Source organism: Halopseudomonas salegens, assembly GCF_900105655.1.
In the GTDB taxonomy this organism is placed as follows: Bacteria; Pseudomonadota; Gammaproteobacteria; order Pseudomonadales; family Pseudomonadaceae; genus Halopseudomonas; species Halopseudomonas salegens.
Window position 1 is genome coordinate 881,638 of the sequence record NZ_LT629787.1, and the last position, 16,863, is coordinate 898,500.

Sequence of the window (16,863 nt, forward strand, 5' to 3'; positions counted from 1 at the left end):
CTGTTGATCAGAAGCTGCTGCGCGGACTGGCAGGCGCATTGCTTCCCGGTGCCGATGATGGGCGGCCGTAAGACATTTCGCGGGTTTCTTCATCAGTGAAGGGCGGGATGAAATCGCGGTCAGGGTCATAGTCCGGGTTCAACCATTGCGACAGATCCTGCAGGTCCTGGGGGCTGAGTGTGCCAGCCGCCTGTTTCAGACTCAGGTTGTTGATGATGTAATTGTAACGCAGGGTATTGTAGTCGCGCACAGCGCGGAACAGGTTGCGTTGCGCGTCCAGTACATCCACCACATTGCGGGTACCGACCTCATAACCGGTCTCGGTCGCATCCAGCGCGGCCTGAGCAGAGAGAATAGCCTGGCGACGGGCATCGATTTCTTCCACACCGGAGGTTACTGTGCGGTAAAGGTTGCGGGTCGTCTCGACCACGCGGCGCAGCAGGGCATCACTGGAGAACTCGGCCTGACTCAGGCGGTAGCTCGATTCGCGCACTTGCGAACTCGTCGCGCCACCGGTGTACAAGGGCATACTCAGCTCCACACCGACCTGGGTGGTGCGTGAATCAAAACCGCTGCCCCCCATATTGCTGCCGCCCCGGTTGTCCTGATAACGCACAAAGGCATCGACGCTCGGTGCATAGCCAGAGCGGCTGCTGCGCAAGGCCTCACCGGCACTGTCAACTGACAGGCGCGCGGCGGCCAGGTCCAGATTCTGTTGGCTGGCGGTTTCCACCCATTGCTGCATGTTGCGCGGCGTGGGGGGCAGAATCGGCAAGTCATGACTGATGCCATCAAGACGCTCATAGTCATTGTTGGTCAGGCGATTGACGGCTTGAAAGCTGACATCCAGGTTGGTTTGTGCGGTCAGTCGTGCTGCGCGCGCACTGTCATAGCCCGCCTGAGCTTCGAGAACGTCGGTGCGTGCTGACAGGCCGACTTCAAAACGTTCACGCGCCTGTTCAAGCTGGCGCTCAAAGGCCGCTTCTTCGGCTTTCGCGGTAGCCAGGTTGTCGCTGGCCTGCAAGACATTGAAATAGGCTTCGGCTACTTCCAGGATGAGTGCCTGCTGGGTGGCGGAAAACTCGGCTTGTGCCTGTTGGCTGAGATACTTGGCCGACTGGTAATCAAACCAGCGGTCAGCGCGAAACAGGGGCTGGGTAAGGCTGGCCTGGAAATACTTGGTGGTGTAGCGCTCATCGCCCGCCCCGGTTTGCGGGTTGCGACCATCGATGTCAACTTCTTCTCGAGCAATGCCGGCGCCAATGCCCAGATTGGGCAGCAATTGTGAACGGGCCTGGGGCAGCACTTCCTGCTGCGCCATGCTGTCAGCCTGAGCGGCAGCGAGATCGGCACTGTTTTCCAGAGCCTCTTCATAAATGGTCAGCAAGTCAGTAGCCAGGGCGGGAGTTGCCAGGCCAGCCAGAAGGCAGGCCAGAGTAAGCGGGCGCAACATGCGGTCTTTCCTTTGCATGGTAGGGATAATCTCCCAAGGCTAAAGACCTGCCGGGAGATGGTCAAGACAAGTCTGCGCGGGCTCCGGGAACAATGTGTTTCATCAATTGCAGTGTTGCACCGATTTGAGGGTTACTTTACGCTGGCTGTTCATCTTGACGGGGTGCCGTGAAAGCCGGCTGAGATAATACCCGTTGAACCTGAACCGGTTTGCACCGGCGTAGGAATCGAGATGCGTGCCGCATACTCGTGGCTTACCGCCACCCGACCTAGCTCGCCCTTTCGGTTCCCTGCGATTTTCCATGCAGTGGAGCATAACAATGAACAGCAAGTTGTCTGATACCGCGATTGCCAATTCGGGCGCTGACAGCGCCGCGACCCAGCCTTTGCCCAATTCGCGCAAGATCTACGTCACCGGATCACGTCCTGACATTCGCGTGCCCATGCGCGAGATCAGCCTGGCGGATACCCCGACCGATCTGGGTGGCGAGCGCAACCCGCCGGTTACTGTGTATGACACCTCCGGCCCCTATACCGACCCCGAGGCGACTATCGATCTGCGTGCCGGTCTGAAACCGGTGCGCACGGCCTGGATCGAGGAGCGCGGGGATACCGAGATTCTGCCCAGCCTGAGTTCGGAATTCGGCAATGCCCGTCTGTCCGATCCATCACTGGATCATATGCGTTTCGCTCACGTGCGCACCCCGCGCCGGGCCAAACAGGGGCATAACGTCAGCCAGATGCATTACGCGCGCAAGGGCATCATTACCCCGGAAATGGAATATATCGCCATCCGCGAGAACATGAAGCTGCAGGAGGCGCGTGAAGCCGGTCTGCTCAAGCAGCAACACCCGGGTCAGAGCTTTGGTGCCAGCATCCCGAAAGAAATCACCCCCGAGTTTGTGCGCGACGAAGTGGCCCGTGGCCGCGCGATTATTCCGGCCAATATCAACCATCCGGAAATCGAGCCGATGATCATCGGGCGTAATTTCCTGGTCAAGATCAACGGCAATATCGGCAACTCGGCGCTGGGTTCCTCGATTGAAGAAGAAGTCGAGAAAATGACCTGGGGGATTCGCTGGGGCTCGGACACCGTGATGGACCTGTCCACCGGCAAGAACATCCATGAAACCCGCGAGTGGATTATCCGCAACTCGCCGGTGCCGATCGGTACCGTGCCTATTTATCAGGCGCTGGAAAAGGTCGACGGCGTGGCCGAAGACCTGACCTGGGAAATCTTCCGCGATACCCTGATCGAACAGGCCGAGCAGGGCGTGGATTACTTCACCATCCATGCCGGCGTGCTGCTGCGCTATGTGCCGATGACCGCCAAGCGGGTGACCGGCATCGTTTCACGCGGTGGCTCGATCATGGCCAAATGGTGCCTGGCGCACCACAAGGAAAGTTTCCTGTACACCCACTTTGAAGACATCTGCGAGATCATGAAGGCGTATGATGTCTCCTTCTCGCTGGGTGACGGCCTGCGCCCGGGTTCTATTGCCGATGCCAACGACGAAGCCCAGTTCGGCGAGCTGGAAACCCTGGGTGAATTGACCAAGCTGGCCTGGAAGCATGATGTCCAGTGCATGATCGAAGGTCCCGGCCATGTGCCCATGCATCTGATCAAGGAAAACATGGACAAGCAGTTGGAATGCTGTGACGAAGCGCCGTTCTATACCCTGGGGCCGCTGACCACTGACATTGCTCCGGGCTACGACCACATCACCTCCGGCATTGGCGCGGCGATGATCGGCTGGTTCGGCTGTGCCATGCTCTGCTACGTCACGCCCAAGGAGCACCTGGGTCTGCCCAATCGCGATGACGTCAAGACCGGTATCATTACCTACAAGATCGCCGCCCACGCCGCCGATCTGGCCAAGGGGCACCCGGGCGCGCAGATTCGTGACAACGCGCTGAGCAAGGCGCGTTTCGAGTTCCGCTGGGAAGACCAGTTCAATCTGGGCCTGGATCCGGATACTGCACGCTCTTTCCACGATGAAACCCTGCCCAAGGACTCGGCCAAGGTGGCACACTTCTGCTCCATGTGCGGCCCCAAGTTCTGCTCGATGAAAATCACCCAGGAAGTGCGCGAATACGCTGCCGAACAGCGTATTGAAGCGGTCGATCTGGCGGTGGAAGAGGGTATGAAGGCCAAGTCCGAGGAGTTCCGCAAGACCGGGTCACAGTTGTACCAGAAGGTCTGATCGTCCGGCTTGCTGGCGATATGCGTTGAATCAGGCACGCCTATGCGTGCCTGAGCCAATACGGATTGTCACCTTTTGCACTTGTGGTCAACACTCAGCAGCCTAGAATCAGTGTGGGGCTCCTGAGTGGCAGGAGCTGATTGCAGCGCAGTCTGCATGCACCATGAGATCAGGCATGAATCGACGCCAGACCGAACTGTCCGTGGCCAGCGAGCATTTCAGCACCACGCTGAAAGCCTTGCGCAATGTGCTGCCTGACCGGCAGGTTGGCGAGCGCCTGAGGCGGTTGTCAGCGGATGCGCGTCTTTTGCAGCAGAGACGGGTTCCACTGGAGATACTGGATTCCTTGATCAGCGAGCTGACCTTGGCCACCGGTGCCCCTGCACTCTTGACCCAGGCCTTCGATACCCTCGATTACTCTCCTGAATTACTCAGCAAGACCTATCTCGCAGGCGGGCTCACCCGCGCGGACGCTTTGGTATTGCTCTGTCGTTACTGTCGGATCAATTCAGAAGGGATGTCCCTGACCCTGTCGAGAGGGCCCCAGTGGTTCACCCTGCACCTGACCACCGATAGTCAGCTTGCCAGTGCTGCAAGCCAGCACGCTGCCTTTTTCCATGGGCTGATGCGTACCCTGGTTGCGCTGGGTATTCTTGACTCAGCCGTACTCCCCGATATGCCCGCTGCGGGCCTGACAGCCGCTGAACCAGCCAGCAGCGTTCACGCAGGGGCCTGCAGTAGTCTGATTCATTTGCCTGCTGCCAGGTTGACTGCACCTCTTGCCTGGCAGCCTTGCCCGGTAGAACGGCTGGCCAGGCGCGAGCGTTATTTGTTGCGGGATGCCGTTGCAGCCGAATGGAGCTGCGCCGTGACGCTGTTGTTGCCACTGCTCTACCGTCAAGGCCAGGGGGATATTGACCAATGCGCCAGTTTGCTGGCTGTCAGTCGGCGTACCTTGCAGCGCCATATCAAGGCTACCGGCGTTACTTTTCGGGATCTCGTTGAAGACACGCGCAAGTCCCTGGCCCACACTTACCTGGCTCAATCTTGCTCCGTGGATGACGTTGCCGAGCGGCTGGGCTACCGGCAATCGGCGCAGTTTTACCGCGTTTTTCGACACTGGTATGCCTGCTCGCCAGGCGAGTATCAGTCACTGCTTTACCCTGAACGGATAGAACCAATAGCGAGTTAACCATGAACAAAATAATCACTGGCTGCGTCTTCGCGTGCGCAGTTGCCGGCCTCTCTGTGCCTGCGATGGGCAATACCCTGACCGATGATGTATTGACCTCTGCCGCCAGTCTGGAACAAAAGGCGATTGCCTGGCGGCATGATATTCACCAGCACCCGGAGCTGGGGAATCAGGAGTTTCGCACCGCAGAACGGGTGGCAGAGCATCTGCGAGAGCTGGGTATGCAGGTCGAGACCGGTGTCGGTACCACGGGTGTCGTCGGGCTGCTGGAGGGTGGCAAGCCGGGGCCCGTGGTGGCCCTGCGCGCGGATATGGACGCCTTGCCCGTGCGCGAGCAGACCGGGCTCCCCTTCGCCTCCGAGGTGGAGCAGGAATACCACGACCGGATGATGCCGGTCATGCATGCCTGCGGTCACGATGCCCATGTCGCCATTCTGATGGCGGTGGCAGAGAACCTCGCCGAGCACCGTGAGCAGATTCCCGGTAGCGTCAAATTCATTTTCCAACCGGCGGAAGAAGGTCCCAGTGACTATGTCTACGACGGTGAGCGCCATTTCGGTGCCCGCCTGATGGTGGAGCAGGGTGTCCTCACACATCCTCAGGTCGACGCCATTTTCGGTTTGCATGTCACCTCTGCGGCCCCGACCGGTGTGATTGGCTATCGTGGTGGTCCGATCATGGCTGCGGGAGGTGACTTGCATATTCGTGTGCGCGGGCAGCAGACCCATGGTGCTCAGCCCTGGAATGGCGTGGACCCGATTGTCGCCAGCGCGCAAATCATCAACGGCCTGCAAACCGTTGTCAGCCGGCAAACCAACCTGATGCCAGCCCCTGCCGTGGTCACTATCGGCACCATCGATGGGGGTACCAGGCACAATATTATTCCCGACAGCGTGGAAATGACCGGCACCGTGCGTACTTTTGGGGATGATGTACAACAGCAGGTCAATGCCAATATTACCCGTACTGCCGAGCAGATCGCGCTGGCTTCGGGCGCCGAAGCGGAGGTAACCATCATTGACAACTATGCCACTACGGTCAACTCACCGGTGTTGACCGAGCAGATGCTGCCGACCCTCAAGCGCGCAGCGAATGACCGGGTATTTCCATCGCCGCTGGTAACCGGTTCCGAAGACTTTTCCTATTTTGCCCAGCAAGTCCCTGGCGTGTTCTTTTTTCTGGGAGTAACACCACCCGAGCAGATGGGGCGCGCAGCGCCCAATCACTCGCCGGAATTTATGGTGGATGATGACGCACTGCTGACCGGGATTCGGGCCTTGTCCGCTTTGGCAACCGAGTTCATGCTGACCAATCGCTGAGCCTGGCTACCGACTTCAGGTTACAACCCTGGTAGATTTGGCACTTGCAGCTGGCGACCGGTTGCTTGTAGCTTGTAACCAATAGCTTGAAGCCTTCGCTTGGGAGTAGCCGTGACCTTTACCACCGACGATGTCGACATCATTCAGCGCGATACTGTGTTCCAGGGTTTTTATCGCCTGGACGTTCTGCGCTTGCGCCATCGCCTGTTTGCCGGAGGCTGGGGGCCAGAGCTGCGCCGTGAATTGTTTGTGCGCCATGATGCCGTCTGTGTGCTGCCTTACGATCCCTGGGAAGACAGCCTGGTGCTGCTGGAACAGATGCGTATTGGCGGACTGGACAAGAGCAATCACCCCTGGATGATCGAACTGGTGGCGGGGCTGATCGACAAGGATGAAGCGCCGGAAGAAGTTGCCCATCGCGAAGCGGATGAAGAAGCCGGTCTGCAACTGCATCGGCTGGAGCCGATCACCCGTTACTTTCCTTCCCCCGGCGGCAGCAATGAACAGGTTCATCTGTACCTTGCGCTGGTCGATAGCCGTGGGGTGGGGGGAATTCATGGCCTGGAAAGTGAGGGAGAGGATATTCGCGTCAGTGTCTGGACACGTACCGATGCCCTGGCAGCCATGGAGAAGGGGCGGATTGACAACGCTGCCAGCATTATCAGTCTGCAATGGCTGGCTTTGCATGGCGAGCGTATTCGTGCTGATGCGGGGCCACGGCCATGATGGCGTTGCGCAGGCGCCGATACAGCGTCGATCTGGCGGGCCTGCAGGCCATTTGCGAGATGAACTATTTGCGCTTGCAGCGATTGATGCCGAATTGGCAGGAACGCGATCAATGGCAGATAGTCCTGCAGCATGCTGATCAACCGGGGCAAACCCTGCTGATCCAGATTATTGAGCGTTGCCGGTACACCAGCACCGTGCGGCTGCACTATCCGCGGCGAAATCCGTGGCTGCATGCGTTGCAAATGGAAGTGCGACTCTATCATGACGCCAATATGGCTGAAGTGGTGGCAGCCTATGATCAGCGGCGTTTTTCCGGTGTATATCCCTATCCGAATGAACAGATGTTGCAGCCGGATGAGAAGCACCAGTTGAACGTATTTCTGGGTGAATGGCTTGGCCACTGCCAGCGGCTGGGGCAAAGTGGCCAGGTTATCACTCTGGATGCGCTTTAGGCCTTAGCCCAGTAACCGCTTGCGAGCCGCGAGATAGTCCTGCTTCAGCTCGGCCACAACCTCTGCCGTCGACTGCACCCGATCGATATTGCCCACGCCCTGACCGGCACCCCAGATGTCGCGCCAGGCTTTGGACTTGTTACTGCCACCAGAACCGAACTTCATACTGCTTTTGTCGCCTTCGGGCAGGTTGTTCGGATCCAGACCGGATTTTTCGATGCTGCCGCGCAGGTAGTTGCCATGCACCCCGGTAAACAGGTTGGAATAGACAATGTCGCTGGCGCTGCTATCGACCAGCATCTGTTTGTAAGCTTCGTCGGCGTTGGCTTCATGGGTGGCGATAAAGCGGGTGCCGATATAGGCAAAGTCTGCCCCCATGGCTTCAGCGGCAAGGATTTGCTTGCCTTGGCTGATCGAGCCGGAGAGGGCAATAGGGCCGTCATAGAATTTGCGCACTTCCGAGACCAGGGCAAAGTTGCTCAAGGTTCCGGCATGCCCACCTGCACCAGAGCAGACCAGTATCAGACCGTCTACGCCAGCTTCAATTGCTTTCTCTGCGTGGCGGACGCTGATGACGTCATGAAAAACCTTGCCGCCATAACTGTGCGCCACCTCGACGGCCTCATGCGGAGCGCGAAGGCTGGTGATCATCAGGGGTACTTCATATTTGGCACACAAGTCCAGGTCATGCTGCAGGCGGTCATTTGACTGATGCACAATCTGGTTGACCGCAAAGGGGGCAACTTTCTTGTCCGGATTGGCGGCACGGTATTCGGAGAGCTCGTTGGTCAATTGTTGCAGCCACTCATCCAGTACCTCCGCGGGGCGCGCATTAAGCGCCGGAAAAGAACCGACAATACCGCTTTTGCATTGAGCGGCCACCAAGGCGGGATTGGAAATGATAAACAGTGGTGAGGCGATGACCGGAATATCCAGTTGGGCCTTGAGTTCTTCGGCAAATGACATGGCGGGTTCTCGTTGGTTAAAAATGCAGTCTACTGCTTGCTGTTGGGCCGGTGCCAGCTTCATAAGCCCGGTCGTTCATGCGGTATCAGGCTTTATTGCTGAGGGCCGTCCTGCAGTTCCAGTTCTTTGACCAGTTGATCAAGGTCATTGTCAATCAGGGCACGCAAGCGGGCTTCGTATTCTTCCAGTGGGCTGGAAGCATCGATGATGATTTCCACCCGGCGGTTCAGGGCGCGGGTATCGGGGAAATCATTGCTGGCGCGTGGACGGGTGTCGGCATAGCCCTGGACGCGCAAGCGGTGAGGTTCAACGGCGCCGCTTTGCAGCAGGGCGTTGGCTACCGAAGAGGCGCGGGCGGCAGAGAGGTCCCAGTTGGAGCGGAAGCGGGCGGTGCTGATCGGGATGTCGTCAGTGTGTCCCTCGACGGTGATTTCGCCGGGCATGCGCGATAGTACTTCGGATATATCCAGCAACATGCTTTCGAATTCATAGGTCATGTCTGCAGAGCCAGAGGGAAAAGAGCCACGCTCCTCGACCCGGATGATCACCCGCTTGCGATCACTGAGTATGTTGACTTTGCCGTCCATTACTTCTTCTTCTAGGAGTTCGGACAAGCTATCTGCGGTTGTTTTTACCTGAGCCAGAGCAGTCAGGTCAATTTTCTGTTCGATTGCAGCTTCCAGCTGCTCGCGCAGGGTGTCATGTTGCGGCAGTTGTTCACTGGTTGTCTGGCGTACTTCTTCTATCGGTGTTGGCTCCGGAATGCCCGGGGAAAAATCGTCGAAAATCGGGCTGGTACCCATGGGGATGTCGGTGGCGGGTACGTCGCGTTGCACGCCGAAAGCGGCTTGCAACGAGCCAGCAATCTGCTTGAATTTCATCGCGTCGATTTCGGAAAATGACAGCAGCAAGACGAAAAAACACATCAACAGCGACATTAGATCGGCGAAAGTCATGACCCAGGCTGCGGGGCCTTTAGGTTCGTCTTCCTGCTCAAGATCCATTATACCGGCTCCGCTGGATCTGCTTCCTTGTCGCGCTTGGAAGGCGGCAGATAGCTGCTCAGCAACTGCTCGATGACGCGGGGGTTGGTACCTTCCTGAATGGCTAGTAGAGCATCAATCCATAGTGCTTGCATACGCGATTCTTCGGTCATGCGCAGGGTAAGCTTGTCGGCAATGGGAATGAAAATCATGGTTGCCAACATCGCGCCATAGAGCGTCGTCAGTAGGGCGACAGCCATGGCCGGGCCAATGGATTTGGGGTCGTCCATGTTCGACAGCATTTGCACCAGGCCGATCAGGGTGCCGATCATGCCCATGGCTGGCGCCACATCGCCCATGGCAGAAAAAATCTTGGCTCCCCAACGGTTGCGATCCAGTGTCAGCAGGCGTTCCTTTTCCAGAATGGCCTTGACGGTCTCTTGAGGATGGCCGTCGATCAATAGCTGCATACCGTTTTGCAGAAACTTGGAGTTGATTTCCTGATCTTCGAGAGCCAGCAGCCCCTGCTTGCGGGCAATACCTGCGAGTTCGACCAACTCGTTGATGCTGTCTTCGGTGTCGGGCAGGCGAAAGGAAAAAGCACGGCCAGCGACTTTTATGGCACCAATAAACTGATTGATGCTGAACTTGGCCAGTACGACAAACAGGCTCCCACCACCAACGATCAACAGTGATGGTACGCTGAGAAATACTTCGCTGGATGCACCCAGAATAATTGCCAACGCAATGATGGCAAGTGCGCCAATAAGTCCGATCAGTGTCGCTAAGTCCACGACATCTCCTTCGTGATGATATCGCTGCTGCCGCTTTTCAGAGCTGGTAACTTCCTGGGCATAGGCGGGCAGATAAAACTTCTATACACCTAGTGTACGGATTTTTTTGTGGCTATTAAATGCTGCTGGCTGCCGGTAGCTGTAATAATCCGCTTGCTACTCTGCAAATCTTTGTTTTTCAATGACTTTCAGGTTTCGTTGCTGTACTTCAGTGCTTGCAACCATTCCGAAGGTACCTCATGGCGGGCGGCCAGGCTGGTCTCGGCCGTATCCGGATGAAACACGATAACCACCTGTTTGCGCTCCAGCTGTCGGCGTAGCTGGACTACTCGGCTGCTCAGCTGATCGGCATGGCCGTTGTCGGTTCCATCACGGCTGGCAAAGTCTTCCAGCAGGCGTTGCAGGGTGTCTGCTTCGAGCATCTGATAGGGAATCAGCATATTGTCTACGTCTCGGATGACAATGGGTGGGGTGTTACACTGCGCGTTTTATCGCAACTTGAGTCCGGGCATGATAACCGATCCACTGTTTTATCTCTGCGCGATTCCTGCTGTGTTGTTGTATGGCATCGCCAAGGGTGGCTTCGGTGGCAACATTGCCATTCTGTCAGTGCCCCTGATGGCCCTGGTTGCATCCCCGATTGTTGCAGCGGCTATCTTGCTGCCGATTCTCTGTGTCATGGACCTGGTCGCGCTGCGCACCTTTCGTGGACGCTGGCACCGGGAAAACCTGCGTATCATTCTTCCCTCGGCACTGGTCGGGGTGATCATTGGAGGGCTTACCTTCCAATTGTTGAATGAGGCGCACATCCAGTTGCTGATCGGGGTCATAGCCATTACCTTCACCCTCAACATCTGGTTGCGACGCCAGGTGCAGGCCCAGCGCGGTCCGGATATCCTGCGCGGAGGCTTCTGGGGCGCGGTTGCCGGTTTCACCAGTTTCGGCATACATGCCGGCGGGCCGCCGATCAACATTTACCTGCTGCCCCAGCGGCTGGACAAGACAATTCTCATGGGCACCATCGCGGTGTTTTTTACCGTAGTCAATCTGGCCAAGGTGCCGGCCTATATTTTTCTGGGGCTTTTCTCACCGGCTAATCTGTGGACTTCCCTTGTATTGCTACCCCTGGCTCCCATCGGCGTGCGCATGGGGTTCTGGTTGCTGCAGCGGAGCAACGAAAAGCTGATTTATCAGCTCTGCTATATATTCCTTTTTGTCACTGGCTGGAAGTTGCTTTACGACGGCTGGATCGGTTTGTCGGGTGGCTGATGCTTGCCGCGGATCAGGTTGCGCAGCACAAAACGATTCGGATGCAGCGCTCTGAGCAGGTCATCGGGTAGCGGGGCCGGCTCGCCGCTGAGGTAGGCCGCAATGATTTCACCGCTCAACGGCGTACTGATCAGGCCCCGCGAACCATGGGCACAATTGACCCAGAGGCCGTTCAACCAGGGTGCTGGTGCGGTCGGCTGTTTTGACGCATCTTTGCCCAGCTCGGCATAGCGGTAGAGCAGCTGCCCGGCGTCGGCTACCGGCCCAACCAAGGGCAGGTAATCCGGCGAGGTGCAACGCAGTGATGCACGCGCCTTGAGGTTGGCACTGTGTGTGCGTGCCTGCGGCCAGAAGTTGCTCAAGGCCGGGGCCAGACTGTCGAGCAGGTCCAGATTGCTCAGGGTCTCTTCTGCGCTGGGCTCGGTGTCCATGCGATCAAAGCGAAAACTGGCCCCCAGGTGATGCTCACCAAGGCGTGCCGGTGAAATATACCCATCGGCACACAGCACTGTGCGTAATGCCTGGCTTTCTTCAGTAGCGGGCAAGTGGCTGATCTGGCCGCGAATGGCCTTGAGTGGCAAATGTCGGGTCTGGATGAATTGGCGGGTATCCGCCGCGGTGCAGAGAACAACATGCGCAGCGCTGGCTACACAACTGTCATGGTTATTCAGTACCTGCCAGCCATCAGTCCCTGATTGCAGAGTGAGCGCCTCGGTGTGCAATAGCACAGATATGTTCGGGTGTTCGACTAGGCGCCGGCAGAGTGCCGGTGGATTGACCCATCCGGCAGCTGGAAACCATAGCCCGCCACGATCAAGCGGGATGCCGGCGAGTTGACTGGCAGTCTCACTATTCACGGCTTGCAGTAAATCGTCGGGCAGGCTGCTGGCGGCCAATGCAGCCTGGCGTTGTTGCTCTTTTGCCGTGCCTGGAAGTTGCAGCACGCCGCAGGGTTGCCAGTTGGTTTCCCCAACAGGTAACCGAGACTGCAGTAGCCGCAGGCTATAACTGTAGGCACTGAGAATAAAGCGGGACAGGGCCGTGTCGTGGGCCGAGAGTTTGCAATAAAGAATGCCTTGCGGGTTGCCCGAAGCTTCAGCGGCCAGGTCATTGTGACGATCAATCAGGCTGACCTGCCAGCCACGCAAAGCCAGGGCATGGGCAGTGGCGCAGCCAGCCAGGCCAGCACCAATGACAATGGCGGTTTTATCTGTCGGACCATTGGTTGAGGTGGGGCGGCCATACCAGGGCGGCTGCCATTCAGGTGTCGGTGACGCGCGTAGTTCACCGCAGAGCATATCCCGCTTGTGACCAAAACCACGGGTTTTGTGCATGGCAAAACCGGCAGCCTGCAAACCGCGGCGTACGTCACCAACACTGGTAAAGGTGGCCAGGGTGCAGCCGGGTGACGCCAGGCGCACGAGTTGTTGGTAGAGCGCAGGTTGCCACATGTCCGGATTCCTGGCCGGCGCAAAGCCATCCAGAAACCAGGCATCAATACCCTTGCCGGCATCCAGTTGCGGCAAGGTGGCAAGTACATCGCCGATCAATAACGTCAGGGTTACACGGCCCGAGGAAAAGCTGAAGTGTTGCCAGCCCGGGCTGACGACCTGGTATTGCGCAAGCAGCTGTCGACTGAATTCGGCCAGTTCGGGCCAGAGTTGCAGGGCGCGCGACAGGTCGGCCGAGGTCAGTGGGTATTTTTCACAGCTGATAAAGTGCAGGTGGGCGTTGCTCGGGGCCGTCTGCTGCCAAAGCTGCCAGGCGCAGAGAAAGTTGAGGCCGGTCCCAAAGCCGGTTTCGCCAATCGTGAAATGTGCGCCTGAAGATAACCCGGCCCAGCGTTCGCTCAATCGATTGCATTGCAGAAATACATGGCGGGTTTCCTCCACACCTGACTCGCGGGAAAAATACACATCATCAAACTGACGTGAGAATGGATGACCATCACGGGTCCAGTCGATATTGGCGGAATTGGCGGGCACTGTCACGGGCACAACCCTGTCGGGTAAAAGCCCTATTCTACCTGCAGGGCAGTGATCAGGTAATGTTCGGAATAATCAGAAACAGGCTGGTAGCAAAGATAATAACGGCAATAGTGGGCAGTTTTCCACGGATCAATTGTAGTTGTTTCATGGTGGCGACCTTTTTGTTGTTATATCACTGGCGTTGTTTGCGTATTCTCATGAAATACATCGCAACGCTTGATGTGTCAGGCGGGTTCTGCCTTAGTCATGGCTTCCCTGCAGGCTGATTTTTGGGGGCAGCAGACGGATCTTTCAAGTCAGACCAGAATAATCCGGACTTGTTCCGTAATGATAGCTGCCTGCGGCTCGCGCGGTTAGAACTATTTGCTCCACTCGTCGGGCTGTATGTCGCGCTTGGCTATAGTGGTCGGTCGGTGGAAAAAAAAGGGTGAAAAGCCACGCATACGTCATGCCTGCGAGGGTGGGGCGGGCGGACTATGGCAGTCGCGTTGCATGGCTAGGTCGTGCATGCCTCGTTTTTTTAGAGAGGGTGCCGGTAAGCACTGAGTCTTTGCAGTGGGAAGTGAGCAATGAGGCAGGGTAACCGGGCCGACGAGGAGAGGTCGCGATGATTTCAGGGTGTCTTCAATAATGCGGGGGGGGGGGGGCGTGAGCTATAGCTGGAATTCTGGCCGAAAAAAAACCTGCTGATGCAGTGCATCAACAGGTTTCTGAACTGGTTGCGGGGGCAGGATTTGAACCTACGACCTTCGGGTTATGAGCCCGACGAGCTACCAGACTGCTCCACCCCGCGTCTGTGTGTGGCGCATTCTACGCATTTGCGATGGGCTGTCAAGCATTTGATGAAAAAGCATTTTTGGTCTTGAATGGAGTGTGAGGGCAGTGCACAAAATAAATCTTTGATGACATAGTGCCATCGGTTGTTTATGTTACTATCAAAAGCTGATACATGATGACTGGGTGAGACGTTTTTGATAGTCTGTCTCATGTCAGCTGCTCGCATAAAAACAAGACATAGGTGGACTGAGTGACAGCCAACCATGATCCCTACGCTCTGGCACCCTTTCGTGCCGAGTTCCGTGATGCGCAGACGGAAAAAGCCTTTCTCAAGCATGTGGAGCAGGGTACCGCGAGGCATCTGAAAATTGCATTGGCCATCTGGGCCGGCATGGTGTTGTTGTTTGGCTCGCTGGATTATGGTGATCTCGGCCTGACTGACGGTTTCTATACCCTGATGACCATGCGCGTCCTGCAAGCGGTCGCGATCGCTTGTCTGATTGTCTGGGTTTACCGGCGTCCGAATCTGGCCAGCTGGAGTCTGCCCCTGACCCTGGCCGAAATTCTGGGCTTCCCTTTGATGTTCGTGATTTTCTTTATTCGTCCGGACATTGCCGCCTGGAATGTCGGTGTGATCTGCATCATTCTGATTTCCATATATGTTTTCGTCCCCAACCGCCTCATGTACAACAACCTGGTTGCCCTGTTTGGTCTGGTAGGCACGCTGGTGTCTCTGGGGATTCGCGGCAGTGAGCTTGCTACCCTGCTGCCCTTGTCTGTGGTCATGTGCTTGCCTATCGTCACCGGTTATGTGGCATCCCGGCGCTTGCAGTTGGTTCAGCGTCAGGAATTTTCCCTGCTGCAAGAGGTCAACCGTTCGAATCAGGAACTGTGTGACGAAATTGAGCGACGCAAGTCGCTTGAGGCCGAGCTGCAACGCCAGGCCACTACGGATCCGCTGACCGGGCTCAGCAACCGCCGTCAATACGAAATGTTGTTTCGCCGTGAACGTGAACGTTGTGCCCGTCAGGGTGGCAGCATGGTGCTGGGCATTGCTGATCTGGACCATTTCAAACAGATCAATGATACCCATGGCCACGATCTGGGCGATCAGGCGCTCAAGCATGTGGCGAGTATTTTCCTCGAGTCCCTGCGCCACTCCGATGTGGTAGGGCGTTTTGGCGGCGAGGAATTTATTCTGTTGTTGCCGGATACCCAGATGGATCAGGCCAAGGTGGTGGTTGAGCGCTTGCGTGAACAGTTGGCCGGTACTCCACTGGGTGCCGAGAGCCTGAGCATTCCTCTGACGGCAACCTTTGCCATTACTCCGGTCAGGGTTGATGACGACACTATTGAAGACATCATTCGCCGGGCCGACAAGGGGTTGTACCAGGGTAAGCGGGAAGGTCGCAATCGGGTGGTGGTAGCCGCCTGAGCTGCCCCTGCCGAGGAGATGACATGCCATCACGCCACTTGCTGAAGGGCTTTCGCTGCCTTAAATGGGGACAACCCATTAGCACCCATGTAGCCAAGGGTTACGAGTGGTCAATCAAGCCCTGGTGGGGCGAATTCCGCAATAAAGAGCATGAGCAGGCGTTTTTGCGTCAGCATGCCCCACTGGTTGCCGGGCAGTTGCAGTTGGCGTTGCTGGTGTGGATGTTTCTGTTGCTTATTTTTGCCATCCCTGATTATTTGACGCTGGGCCCGGGTACCGATTTCTTTATCTTGCTGGCCATGCGACTGGCAACCTCGGTCTTAATCCTCGCCCTGTTTGTTGCAGTGGGTTTCAAGGCACAACTGGCTGTGCAAGGGCGCTGGATTTCGTTGGTGGAAGTTGTCGCCATCAGCCTGTTCATGTTGGTCTACTTCTATCGTCCGGATATTCTGTCCTGGACCATAACCGTTACCTTGCTGATGATTCTGGGTGTTATTGCGTTGGTGCCTAACCGCTTGAAAGCGGCTGTACCTGTTGCTTTCTATATGGCTGTTCTAACGGCCTTGGTATTGTTGTACCTGGGCAGCCTTGATGAGAGTGAATTTGTTGGCTTGTTGGTAATCTTCAGCTTGCCAATCGGCATCGGTTGGGCTGGTGCCTTGCGGGCCAATGTGCTGCAACGCAGGCAGTTTGCACTCTTCCAGCAATCCACACAGCTCAATGCGGAATTGACCCGCGAAATAGAGATGCGCAAGCGCCTGCAGGAACAGCTGCAGCACCAGGCCACCACCGATGCCCTGACCGGCCTGAACAATCGCCATCAGTATCAGCAACTGTTTGCCCGCGAGTTATCTCGCAGCATGCGCCTTCGGCAACCCATGTCACTGGGTATTATCGATCTGGATCACTTCAAACAGGTCAATGATACCTGGGGACATTCCGCCGGAGATGAAGTACTGCGCCGTGTAGCACAACTGTGTCGGGATAACTTTCGCGACATTGATATCCTCGGTCGCCTCGGTGGCGAGGAGTTTGTCGTGCTGCTACCCGATACCACGCAGGAACAGGCAATCATTGTCGCGCAGCGGTTTATCGAGACCCTCGCCAATACGCCGATTGATATTGGCACCCGGGATATTCAGGTAACTGCCACCATTGGCGTGGTTACTCGTCAGCCGGATGAAACCAGTCTCGAAGGTTTGATCAAACGCGCGGACGACGCCTTGTACAAAGGCAAGGAAGCTGGCCGCAACCAGGTAATGCCGGGCTGATACAATCAGCTCATTGTTTCCTGAGGGCAGGC

At 56.9% G+C, this 16,863-nt stretch carries 14 protein-coding genes, 1 tRNA gene and 1 riboswitch; of the genes, 8 read left to right on the forward strand and 7 right to left on the reverse strand.

Going from position 1 to position 16,863, the window contains the following annotated elements:
* Window positions 1-7: 7 nt before the first annotated feature.
* Window positions 8-1,453, reverse strand: coding sequence for a TolC family outer membrane protein (locus BLU07_RS04000; RefSeq protein ID WP_092384384.1), 1,446 nt, complete (start codon window positions 1,451-1,453; stop codon window positions 8-10).
* 148 nt (window positions 1,454-1,601) lie between these two features.
* A riboswitch (TPP riboswitch) is annotated at window positions 1,602-1,696 on the forward strand.
* A 76-nt stretch (window positions 1,697-1,772) separates the two neighbouring features.
* Between BLU07_RS04000 and thiC the strand changes: the two genes are divergently transcribed.
* The 5 genes from thiC to BLU07_RS04025 all read left to right on the forward strand — a co-directional run bounded on the left by thiC (window position 1,773) and on the right by BLU07_RS04025 (window position 7,348).
* Window positions 1,773-3,656 carry a phosphomethylpyrimidine synthase ThiC gene (gene thiC / locus BLU07_RS04005; RefSeq protein ID WP_092384387.1) on the forward strand — a complete coding sequence of 628 codons (1,884 nt, stop codon included), beginning with the start codon at window positions 1,773-1,775 and terminating at the stop codon, window positions 3,654-3,656.
* Between the two features lie 175 nt (window positions 3,657-3,831).
* Window positions 3,832-4,848: a helix-turn-helix transcriptional regulator gene (locus BLU07_RS04010; RefSeq protein ID WP_157719076.1), complete on the forward strand. Its 1,017-nt coding sequence runs from the start codon at window positions 3,832-3,834 to the stop codon at window positions 4,846-4,848.
* 2 nt (window positions 4,849-4,850) lie between these two features.
* Window positions 4,851-6,167, forward strand: a complete 1,317-nt coding sequence (locus tag BLU07_RS04015; RefSeq protein WP_092384391.1) for an amidohydrolase — start codon at window positions 4,851-4,853, stop codon at window positions 6,165-6,167.
* 111 nt (window positions 6,168-6,278) lie between these two features.
* Entirely contained in the window at window positions 6,279-6,893 is a 615-nt protein-coding gene (locus tag BLU07_RS04020; RefSeq protein ID WP_231701687.1) for an NUDIX domain-containing protein, read from the forward strand.
* Window positions 6,890-7,348 carry a DUF1249 domain-containing protein gene (locus BLU07_RS04025; protein WP_407920095.1) on the forward strand — a complete coding sequence of 153 codons (459 nt, stop codon included), beginning with the start codon at window positions 6,890-6,892 and terminating at the stop codon, window positions 7,346-7,348. Before BLU07_RS04020 ends, BLU07_RS04025 begins: the two co-directional genes overlap by 4 nt.
* Window positions 7,349-7,351: 3 nt before the next feature.
* Here BLU07_RS04025 and BLU07_RS04030 read toward each other — a convergent pair whose 3' ends face one another.
* From BLU07_RS04030 to BLU07_RS04045, 4 genes are all read right to left on the reverse strand, one after another.
* The gene (locus BLU07_RS04030) at window positions 7,352-8,314 is read right to left on the reverse strand and encodes an NAD(P)H-dependent flavin oxidoreductase (protein ID WP_092389570.1); all 963 of its coding nucleotides are present in this window, start codon (window positions 8,312-8,314) and stop codon (window positions 7,352-7,354) included.
* Window positions 8,315-8,406: 92 nt separating this feature from the next.
* Window positions 8,407-9,318 carry a flagellar motor protein MotB gene (locus BLU07_RS04035; RefSeq protein ID WP_092384395.1) on the reverse strand — a complete coding sequence of 304 codons (912 nt, stop codon included), beginning with the start codon at window positions 9,316-9,318 and terminating at the stop codon, window positions 8,407-8,409.
* Window positions 9,318-10,091, reverse strand: coding sequence for a flagellar motor protein PomA (gene pomA / locus BLU07_RS04040; RefSeq protein ID WP_092384397.1), 774 nt, complete (start codon window positions 10,089-10,091; stop codon window positions 9,318-9,320). Before pomA ends, BLU07_RS04035 begins: the two co-directional genes overlap by 1 nt.
* Window positions 10,092-10,279: 188 nt before the next feature.
* The gene (locus tag BLU07_RS04045; RefSeq protein WP_092384399.1) at window positions 10,280-10,531 is read right to left on the reverse strand and encodes a YheU family protein; all 252 of its coding nucleotides are present in this window, start codon (window positions 10,529-10,531) and stop codon (window positions 10,280-10,282) included.
* Between the two features lie 70 nt (window positions 10,532-10,601).
* Between BLU07_RS04045 and BLU07_RS04050 the strand changes: the two genes are divergently transcribed.
* On the forward strand, window positions 10,602-11,360 hold the full coding sequence (locus BLU07_RS04050) for a sulfite exporter TauE/SafE family protein (protein ID WP_092384401.1): 759 nt from the start codon (window positions 10,602-10,604) through the stop codon (window positions 11,358-11,360).
* Here BLU07_RS04050 and mnmC read toward each other — a convergent pair.
* Entirely contained in the window at window positions 11,327-13,351 is a 2,025-nt protein-coding gene (mnmC, locus tag BLU07_RS04055) for a bifunctional tRNA (5-methylaminomethyl-2-thiouridine)(34)-methyltransferase MnmD/FAD-dependent 5-carboxymethylaminomethyl-2-thiouridine(34) oxidoreductase MnmC (RefSeq protein ID WP_231701688.1), read from the reverse strand. The two genes, BLU07_RS04050 and mnmC, sit on opposite strands and share 34 nt — an antisense overlap.
* Before the next feature lie 713 nt (window positions 13,352-14,064).
* Window positions 14,065-14,141, reverse strand: a tRNA-Met gene (locus BLU07_RS04060).
* Between the two features lie 234 nt (window positions 14,142-14,375).
* Between BLU07_RS04060 and BLU07_RS04065 the strand changes: the two genes are divergently transcribed.
* Together BLU07_RS04065 and BLU07_RS04070 are read left to right on the forward strand one after the other, a co-directional pair.
* Window positions 14,376-15,560 carry a GGDEF domain-containing protein gene (locus BLU07_RS04065; protein ID WP_092384405.1) on the forward strand — a complete coding sequence of 395 codons (1,185 nt, stop codon included), beginning with the start codon at window positions 14,376-14,378 and terminating at the stop codon, window positions 15,558-15,560.
* Window positions 15,561-15,583: 23 nt separating this feature from the next.
* Entirely contained in the window at window positions 15,584-16,831 is a 1,248-nt protein-coding gene (locus BLU07_RS04070; RefSeq protein ID WP_092384407.1) for a diguanylate cyclase, read from the forward strand.
* Window positions 16,832-16,863 lie beyond the last annotated feature (32 nt).